Here is an 8,006-nt window from a genome sequence, read left to right on the forward strand (position 1 = left end):
AACTTCCCCGATGTCGCCTGCCACCGCCCAGACCCGCCTGCTCGGGTCGGCCACGAACCTGTCCTGTCGCGAGTGCGGCGCCAACTACGAGATCGGCCCGCTCTACGCCTGCGGTGAGTGCTTCGGCCCGCTGGAGGTCTCCTACGAGTTCCCGGAGATCACCCGCGAGTCGATCGCTGCCGGTCCGCACAACATCTGGCGCTACGCCGACCTGCTGCCGGTGCCCTCGCACGTCGCCTCGACCCCGAACCTGGAGCCCGGCTGCACCAAGCTGGTCAAGGCGAACAACCTGGCCAAGGAACTCGGGATGCGGTCGCTGTGGGTCAAGGACGACAGCGGCAATCCGACCCACTCGTTCAAGGATCGGGTGGTCGCCGTCGCGCTGGCCGCGGCCCGTGAACTGGGCTTCAGCGTGCTGGCCTGCCCGTCCACCGGGAACCTGGCCAACGCCGTGGCCGCCGCCGCGGCCCGGGCCGGAATCCGTTCGGTCGTGATGATCCCGGCCGATCTCGAGCAGCAGAAGATCCTGACCACTGCCGTCTACGCGGGCACGCTGCTGGCGGTGCAGGGCAACTACGACGACGTCAACCGCCTCGCCTCCGAACTTGCCGGTGAGGAGGAGGACTGGGCGTTCGTGAACGTCAACGTCAGGCCCTACTACGCCGAGGGTTCCAAGACGCTCGGCTACGAGGTCGCCGAGCAGCTCGGCTGGCGTATCCCGGCCCAGACGGTCATCCCGATCGCGTCGGGCTCGCAGCTGACCAAGGTCGACAAGGCCTACACCGAGTTCGCCAAGCTCGGCCTGGTCGACGACACCCCTTACAAGATCTTCGGCGCCCAGGCGACCGGGTGCTCCCCGGTGGCCGGCGCGTTCAAGGCCGGCCAAGACGTGGTCGCCCCGGTCCGGCCGAACACGATCGCCAAGTCGCTGGCCATCGGCAACCCCGCCGACGGGCCGTACGTGCTCGACGTCTGCCGGCGCACCGGCGGGGTCGTCGAGGACGTCAGCGACGAGGAGGTCATCGAGGGCATGCGGCTACTGGCGCGCACCGAGGGCATTTTCGGTGAGACAGCCGGCGGGGTCACGATCGCGACGTTGCGCAAACTGCTCGCCGCCGGCCAGTTGGACCCCGACGCCGAGACCGTCGTGTTCAACACCGGCGACGGCCTCAAGACGCTCGACGCGATCGCCGACCACGTCGGCCCGACGGCCACGATCGCGCCGACCCTGCGCTCCTACCGCGAAGCCATCGCCCGGCTCTGACCAGGGGTAACGCTCGGCGATATTGGGCATTGTGGATCTGTTGCCCGGGCGTGTCGGAGCTATAAAGTCGGCCTCGGTCGATCAAGTGGCGTAGGTCATACCGGACGTGCGCCATCTCTCTCTCGTTCGAACGGCCGGACGCGGCCCGGGTGTACGAGTACGACCCGGCTCGCGACGTGCGGGTTCGATGCACTGTTGCACCAGGAGAGATCAATGCCTCAGGGCACCGTCAAGTGGTTCAACGCGGAGAAGGGGTACGGCTTCATCGCGGTCGACGGTGGCGCGGACGTGTTCGTGCACTACTCGGCGATTCAGGCAGATGGTTATCGCTCGCTCGACGAGGGTCAGCGGGTGGAGTTCGAGATCACCCAGGGTCAGAAGGGCCCGCAGGCCGACGCGGTGCGCGCGGTCTGACGGCTCCGAAACGTCCTGAATCGAGGGCCGACCCGATCGGGTCGGCCCTCGTGTTGTCCCTGACGAAGATGACCGGCGACATGTTCAACTGTCCGACGCCAGTCACTTGCGGCCAGTAACCTTGAACGGTGTCTGATGAACCCCGGCTGCTGCCCGGATCCGACGGCGAGCACCGCATGCAGGAGGAATGGGACTCGGTCGACCGGGCCCAGACCTTCTACGACCGACAGGTCCTCGACCACCTGAACGACCGGATGCAGGAGTTCCTCGCCCGGCAGCAGATGATGTTCGTGTCGACCGCGGACTCGCGCGGTGAGTGTGACTGCTCGTTCCGGGCCGGCGAACCCGGCTTCGTGACCCCACTCGACGAGCGCACCATCGTCTTCCCGGACCTGCGCGGCAACGGCGTCTACGCGAGCCTCGGCAACATCTCGGAGAACCCGCACATCGGGCTGCTGTTCGTCGACTTCTTCACCGACCTGATCGGCCTGCACGTCAACGGCGCGGCCACGGCGATGGCGCACGAGGAACTGCTGGCCGACGAGCGAGTCACGATCCCGTTGCTGGAGATGCTCACCCGGACCGGCGGGCGCCGGCCCGAACGCTGGGTCGTGGTCGACATCCACGAGGCCTACATCCACTGCTCCAAGCACATCCCGCTGCTGGCCCGCCTCGACAAGCAGGTCGAGTGGGGCACCGACGACGTGAAGCGCAAAGGCGGGGACTACTTCGGGGTCACCGCTGCCCGCGAGGGCGGCACCGTGCCCTCGCCCAGTGCCCCCAGCGGGGCCTGACCGCCGGCTTGCACTCGTCGGGGGCGAGTGCTAAGCATGTGTTAGCACTCCCAGGCCGGGAGTGACAGAAACATCAGGTCGGCCGGTGAGGCCGGAAGCGCTGCGGCAAGGGGCCGTCGAGCTTTCGGTCGTCCGTCGCGGGCACCGCCCGATCTGCGCAAGCAACTCCGCTGGGAGGACCCTCACCAATGGCCAAGATCATCGCCTTCAACGAGGAGGCGCGGCGCGGTCTCGAGCGCGGTATGAACGCGCTCGCGGACGCCGTCAAGGTCACGTTGGGGCCCAAGGGCCGCAACGTCGTTCTTGAGAAGAAGTGGGGAGCGCCGACGATCACCAACGACGGTGTCTCCATCGCCAAGGAGATCGAGCTCGAGGACCCGTGGGAGAAGATCGGGGCCGAGCTGGTCAAGGAGGTCGCGAAGAAGACCGACGACGTCGCCGGTGACGGCACGACGACGGCGACCGTCCTGGCCCAGGCTCTCGTTCGCGAGGGGCTGCGCAACGTCGCCGCCGGCGCGAACCCGATGTCTCTGAAGAAGGGCATCGAGGCCGCGGTCGAGCGCGTCAGCGAGGAGCTGACCAACATCGCCAAGCCGGTCGAGACCAAGGAGCAGATCGCGGCCACCGCATCGATCTCCGCGGCCGACACCGCTATCGGCAACATGATCGCCGAGGCGATGGACAAGGTCGGCAAGGAAGGCGTCATCACCGTCGAGGAGAGCAACACCTTCGGCCTCGAGCTCGAGCTCACCGAGGGCATGCGCTTCGACAAGGGCTACATCTCGCCGTACTTCTGGACCGACCCGGAGCGGATGGAGGCGGCCCTGGAGGACGCATACATCCTGCTCGTCGAGAGCAAGATCACCTCGGTCAAGGACCTGCTGCCGCTGCTGGAGAAGGTCATGCAGTCCGGCAAGCCGCTGGCGATCATCGCCGAGGACGTCGAGGGCGAGGCCCTGGCCACCCTGGTCGTGAACAAGGTCCGCGGCACGTTCAAGTCGGTCGCCGTCAAGGCTCCCGGCTTCGGCGACCGCCGCAAGGCCATGCTGCAGGACATCGCCACCCTCACCGGTGGTCAGGTCATCAGCGAGACCGTCGGCCTGAAGCTGGAGAGCGCCGGCCTCGAGCTGCTCGGCCGGGCCCGCAAGGTCGTCGTCACCAAGGACGAGACCACGATCGTCGAGGGTGCCGGCGACGCCGACCAGATCGCCGGTCGCGTCAACCAGATCCGCGCCGAGATCGAGCGCAGCGACTCCGACTACGACCGCGAGAAGCTGCAGGAGCGCCTGGCCAAGCTGGCCGGCGGTGTTGCGGTCATCAAGGCGGGCGCGGCCACCGAGGTCGAGCTCAAGGAGCGCAAGCACCGCATCGAGGACGCCGTTCGCAACGCGAAGGCGGCCGTCGAGGAGGGCATCGTCGCCGGTGGTGGCGTGGCCCTGCTCCAGGCCGGCCGGACCGCTTTCGAGAAGCTCGACCTCGAGGGCGACGAGGCGACCGGCGCGAACATCGTCAAGGTCGCGTTGTCGGCTCCGCTGAAGCAGATCGCGATCAACGCCGGCCTCGAGGGCGGCGTGGTGGCGGAGAAGGTCGCCAACCTCGAGATCGGTTGGGGCCTCAACGCCGCGACCGGCGAGTACGTCGACCTGATCAAGGCCGGGATCATCGACCCGGCCAAGGTCACCCGCTCCGCGCTGCAGAACGCCGCGTCGATCGCCGGCCTGTTCCTCACCACCGAGGCCGTCATCGCCGACAAGCCGGAGAAGGGTCCGGACCCGGCGATGATGGGTGGCGGCGGCGGAGGCATGGGCGGCATGGGCGGCATGGACTTCTGAGGCGAAGCCGAGGAAGCAACATGCGCAGTTAGTCCGACCCAGTTCGTCTGTGAGGCCCCGACGGGTTGCCCGCCGGGGCCTCGCGCACGTCTGTGCACCCGGGGCCCGCGGTGGCAGGCTGGACGTCGCGGGCGGCTGCGCGCGGGCGTTCGGTCAGGAGGACCGATGGGCGGACAGGGAAATTCGGCGGAGTCACCGGATCGGATTCTTCAACTGGGGATGGCTTTCTGGGGCTCAAAGGCGGTCTTGTCCGCGGTCGAGGTAGGTGTGTTCACCGTGCTGGCCACAGGCCCGATGCCGGTCGAACCGCTGGCCGAGAAGCTTGGCCTGCATCGGCGCGGCGCTCGCGACTTCCTCGACGCCCTGGTCGCCCTCGGCCTGCTGGACCGGGTCGACGGCGTCTACTCGAACAGCCCCGACGTCGACCTGTTCCTGGACCGGGCCAAGCCGAGCTACATCGGTGGCCTGCTGGAGATGGCCAACGCCCGGCTGTACCCGTTCTGGGGAAGCCTGACCACCGCGTTGCGCACCGGATTGCCGCAGAACGAGCTGGGCTCCGGCGGCGAGGACATGTTTGCCACTCTGTACAGCGACCCAGACGCGCTGCGGCAGTTCCTGTCCGCGATGACCGGGGTGAGCGCCGGGTCGGGGCGAGCCATCGCGGCGACATTCGAGTGGGGCCGCTACTCGACCTTCGTCGACGTCGGCACTGCGCAGGGTGCCGTCCCGGTTCAACTCGCGCTTGCCCATCCGCACCTGACCGGGTCCGGTTTCGACCTGCCGGCTGTCGAGCCCGTCTTCCGTGACTACGTCGCCGAGTTCGGGCTGAGCGACCGGATCGACTTCCGCGGCGGCGACTTCTTCGCCGACGACCTGCCGGCGGCCGACGTCCTGGTGATGGGCCACATCCTGCACGACTGGGACCTGGCCCGGAAGATGACGTTGCTGGCGAAGGCGTACGCCGCGCTGCCCGAGGGCGGGGCGCTCATCGTCTACGAGACGTTGATCGACGACGACCGCCGGGCGAACGCCTTCGGTCTGCTGATGAGCCTGAACATGCTCATCGAGACCTCGGGAGGCTACGACTACACCGGCGCGGACTGCTGCGGCTGGATGCGTGAGGTCGGGTTCCGCGAGACCCGGGTGGCGCCACTGGTCGGGCCGGACTCGATGGTGGTCGGCATCAGGTAGCCGGCCGTTCCCCGCGTCCAGTGGTTACTGGACGATCCCGCACTCGTCGACGGCGATCTTGCCCTTGGTAGTCCCGGACTGGCTGCCCAGCGCCTCGATCGCCTGCACGATGTCCATGCCCTCGACGACCTCGCCGAACACGACGTGCTTGCCGTCCAGCCACGGAGTGACGACGGTGGTGACGAAGAACTGCGAACCGTTGGTGTTGCGTCCGGCATTCGCCATGCTGAGCAGGCCCGGGCGGGTGTGCTTGAGGTCGAAGTTCTCGTCGGCGAACTTCTCGCCGTAGATGCTCTTGCCGCCGGTGCCGTTCTGGCGGGTGAAGTCGCCGCCCTGCAGCATGAAGCCGGGGATGACCCGATGGAACGGCGAGCCCTTGTAGCCGAAGCCGTGCTCCCCGGTGGCCAGCTCACGGAAGTTCTTGGTCGTCTTAGGGACGACGTCGTCGTAGAGCTTGAAGGTGATCCGGCCCAGGGACTTCCCGTCCACCGACACCTCGAAGTAGACGTTCTCGTTCACTGGGGCTCCTGTCGCTCGGTTTGCGTTCGGTCCCACCCTAGGCCCGGCGCCCCCCATCGCCCATGCACGCCGATCATCGATGATCTGGGCGTCCACTCTCATACGCGGGGCGTCCACTCTCATACGCGAGGCGTAACGCGGGAAGGTTCCCCGGGGATGGTTCGGGGGAGGTACTTGGTTGGGTCAAATGTCATGAACAGGGGGAATCCGTTGCTTAGCTTGACCTCATGGCGATCCTGATCGACCCACCGCTGTTTCCGGGCCACGGCCGCATGTGGTCCCACGTGTCCAGCGACAGCGATCTCGCGGAGTTGCACGCCTTCGCGCAGTCGGTCGGGATCCCGGCCAAGGCGTTCGACCGCGATCACTACGACGTGCCCGCCGACTGGTACGAGCGCCTGCTCGAGGCCGGGGCGCGCCCGGTGTCCTCCCGGGCTCTGGTCGCCGCCCTGCGCGCGGCCGGGCTGCGGACCCCCAAGTCGTCGTCCCACCTGCGCGTCGCCTCCTGACGCAGCGTCAGGAGCCCAGGGCCGCGATCTCGGCGGCCAGGTTCGCCCGCGCGCGACGTTCCCAGCGATCCTGACCGATCGGGGTCCGGAACAGTCTGCGCTGAGCCAACAGCTCGCCCAGGATCGCGGCCCGGCCGGCCCGGAAGGCCGACTCCTCGACGTGCGCGTACTCCTGACGCACGGCCGCGGCATACGCGGCGTAGCGCTCGGCGTCGGCGGCGAGGATCGCCAGGTCGGCGTCGCAGAGCACCGCTCCGTTGCGATCTTCCGGCGCCGGGTCGTGCCCGGCCGTGAGCCGGACCAACCGGGCGACCTCGGCGACCACCTCCGACGGCAACCCGAGAGCGCCCAGTTCGATCTCGGCCCGCAGGGCGCTGCGTTCCTCGGCCTGCGCCGCACCGTCGTAGACCGCGTCGTGGTACCAGGCCCCCAGCTCCACCGCGAACGCGTCGTCGGCCCAGGAGGCCAGCGCGTCCACCCTGACCAGCACGTTCTGAAGGTGCGTCAGATCGTGGTAGTGCCGATGCGGTTGCGCCCACGACTCGATCAGCCCGATCCCGATCGCGGCGGACCCGGGCAGGCGTTGTTCCACCCGCTGCCAGCGTTGGGCCAAGTCGGCGCGCAGGGCGTTCACGTCAGTTCTGCTCCAGCACGTCCTCGGCGTCGAGGATCTGGTACGCGTAGCCCTGCTCGGCCAGGAAGCGCTGCCGATGCGCGGCGAAGTCCTGGTCGATCGTGTCGCGGGCGACGATCGCGTAGAAGCGCGCGGCGCGACCGTCGGACTTCGGGCGCAGCACCCGGCCCAGCCGTTGCGCCTCCTCCTGTCGGGAGCCGAACGTCCCGGACACCTGGATCGCCACCGTCGCCTCGGGCAGGTCGATCGAGAAGTTCGCGACCTTGCTGACCACCAACGTGGAGATCTCCTTGGTGCGGAAGGCCTCGTAGAGCCGCTCGCGTTCCTTGACCGACGTCTCGCCCTTGATCACCGGCGCGGCCAGTCGCTCGCTGAGGTCGTCCAGCTGGTCGAGGTACTGGCCGATCACCAGGATCTGCTCGCCGGCGTGCCGGGCGACCAGCGCCTCGACGACCTTCGCCTTGGTGCGCGTGGTCGAGGCGAGTTTGTAGCGCTCCTCGGGTTCCGCAGTGGCAACGGCCAGCCGCTCGTGGTCGGTCAGGGTCACCCGGACCTCGACGCAGTCGGCCGGCGCGATGTAGCCCTGCGCCTCGATGTCCTTCCACGGAGCGTCGTAGCGTTTCGGGCCGATCAGCGAGAACACGTCGCCCTCGCGGCCGTCCTCGCGGACGAGCGTCGCGGTCAGGCCCAGGCGTCGGCGGGCCTGCAGGTCGGCGGTCAGCCGGAAGATCGGGGCAGGCAGCAGGTGGACCTCGTCGTAGACGATCAGGCCCCAGTCGCGCTCGTCGAAGATCTTGAAGTGCGGGAACTCGTCCTCCTTGTCCGGCCGGTAGGTGATGATCTGGTAGG

The 8,006-nt window shown here is 68.2% G+C and carries 9 protein-coding genes; 6 read left to right on the forward strand and 3 right to left on the reverse strand.

Features of this window, described 5'->3' with window-relative positions; genetic code table 11:
- The first annotated feature begins 10 nt into the window (after window positions 1-10).
- The 5 genes from thrC to VHU88_14075 all read left to right on the forward strand — a co-directional run bounded on the left by thrC (window position 11) and on the right by VHU88_14075 (window position 5,495).
- On the forward strand, window positions 11-1,264 hold the full coding sequence (gene thrC / locus VHU88_14055; GenBank protein HEX3612805.1) for a threonine synthase: 1,254 nt from the start codon (window positions 11-13) through the stop codon (window positions 1,262-1,264).
- A gap of 213 nt (window positions 1,265-1,477) precedes the next feature.
- Window positions 1,478-1,678 carry a cold-shock protein gene (locus VHU88_14060; protein ID HEX3612806.1) on the forward strand — a complete coding sequence of 67 codons (201 nt, stop codon included), beginning with the start codon at window positions 1,478-1,480 and terminating at the stop codon, window positions 1,676-1,678.
- Window positions 1,679-1,806: 128 nt separating this feature from the next.
- Window positions 1,807-2,472 (forward strand): pyridoxamine 5'-phosphate oxidase family protein, encoded by a 666-nt coding sequence (locus tag VHU88_14065; protein HEX3612807.1) that lies wholly within the window; start codon window positions 1,807-1,809, stop codon window positions 2,470-2,472.
- 188 nt (window positions 2,473-2,660) lie between these two features.
- Complete coding sequence (gene groL / locus VHU88_14070; GenBank protein HEX3612808.1) at window positions 2,661-4,304, forward strand: chaperonin GroEL; 1,644 nt, start codon at window positions 2,661-2,663, stop codon at window positions 4,302-4,304.
- Between the two features lie 165 nt (window positions 4,305-4,469).
- Window positions 4,470-5,495 carry a methyltransferase gene (locus VHU88_14075; protein HEX3612809.1) on the forward strand — a complete coding sequence of 342 codons (1,026 nt, stop codon included), beginning with the start codon at window positions 4,470-4,472 and terminating at the stop codon, window positions 5,493-5,495.
- A 24-nt stretch (window positions 5,496-5,519) separates the two neighbouring features.
- Here VHU88_14075 and VHU88_14080 read toward each other — a convergent pair whose 3' ends face one another.
- Window positions 5,520-6,014, reverse strand: a complete 495-nt coding sequence (locus VHU88_14080) for a peptidylprolyl isomerase (GenBank protein ID HEX3612810.1) — start codon at window positions 6,012-6,014, stop codon at window positions 5,520-5,522.
- 227 nt (window positions 6,015-6,241) lie between these two features.
- Between VHU88_14080 and VHU88_14085 the strand changes: the two genes are divergently transcribed.
- Window positions 6,242-6,523, forward strand: coding sequence for a DUF4031 domain-containing protein (locus VHU88_14085; protein ID HEX3612811.1), 282 nt, complete (start codon window positions 6,242-6,244; stop codon window positions 6,521-6,523).
- A gap of 7 nt (window positions 6,524-6,530) precedes the next feature.
- Here VHU88_14085 and VHU88_14090 read toward each other — a convergent pair whose 3' ends face one another.
- Both VHU88_14090 and VHU88_14095 read right to left on the reverse strand, forming a co-directional pair.
- Window positions 6,531-7,157, reverse strand: a complete 627-nt coding sequence (locus VHU88_14090; protein HEX3612812.1) for a metal-dependent phosphohydrolase — start codon at window positions 7,155-7,157, stop codon at window positions 6,531-6,533.
- A 1-nt stretch (window position 7,158) separates the two neighbouring features.
- Window positions 7,159-8,006 (reverse strand): DEAD/DEAH box helicase (locus tag VHU88_14095; GenBank protein ID HEX3612813.1); only part of this gene is annotated, 848 nt, incomplete at its 5' end.

The organism is Sporichthyaceae bacterium (assembly GCA_036269075.1).
Classification (GTDB): domain Bacteria; phylum Actinomycetota; class Actinomycetes; order Sporichthyales; family Sporichthyaceae; genus DASQPJ01.

Bases quoted from the DNA above. Each gene is read 5' to 3' on its own strand.
- VHU88_14085 (HEX3612811.1), top strand. From the start codon at position 6,242: ATGGCGATCCTGATCGACCCACCGCTGTTTCCGGGCCACGGCCGCATG.
- groL (HEX3612808.1), top strand. From the start codon at position 2,661: ATGGCCAAGATCATCGCCTTCAACGAGGAGGCGCGGCGCGGTCTCGAG.
- thrC (HEX3612805.1), top strand. From the start codon at position 11: ATGTCGCCTGCCACCGCCCAGACCCGCCTGCTCGGGTCGGCCACGAAC.
- VHU88_14075 (HEX3612809.1), top strand. From the start codon at position 4,470: ATGGGCGGACAGGGAAATTCGGCGGAGTCACCGGATCGGATTCTTCAA.
- VHU88_14060 (HEX3612806.1), top strand. From the start codon at position 1,478: ATGCCTCAGGGCACCGTCAAGTGGTTCAACGCGGAGAAGGGGTACGGC.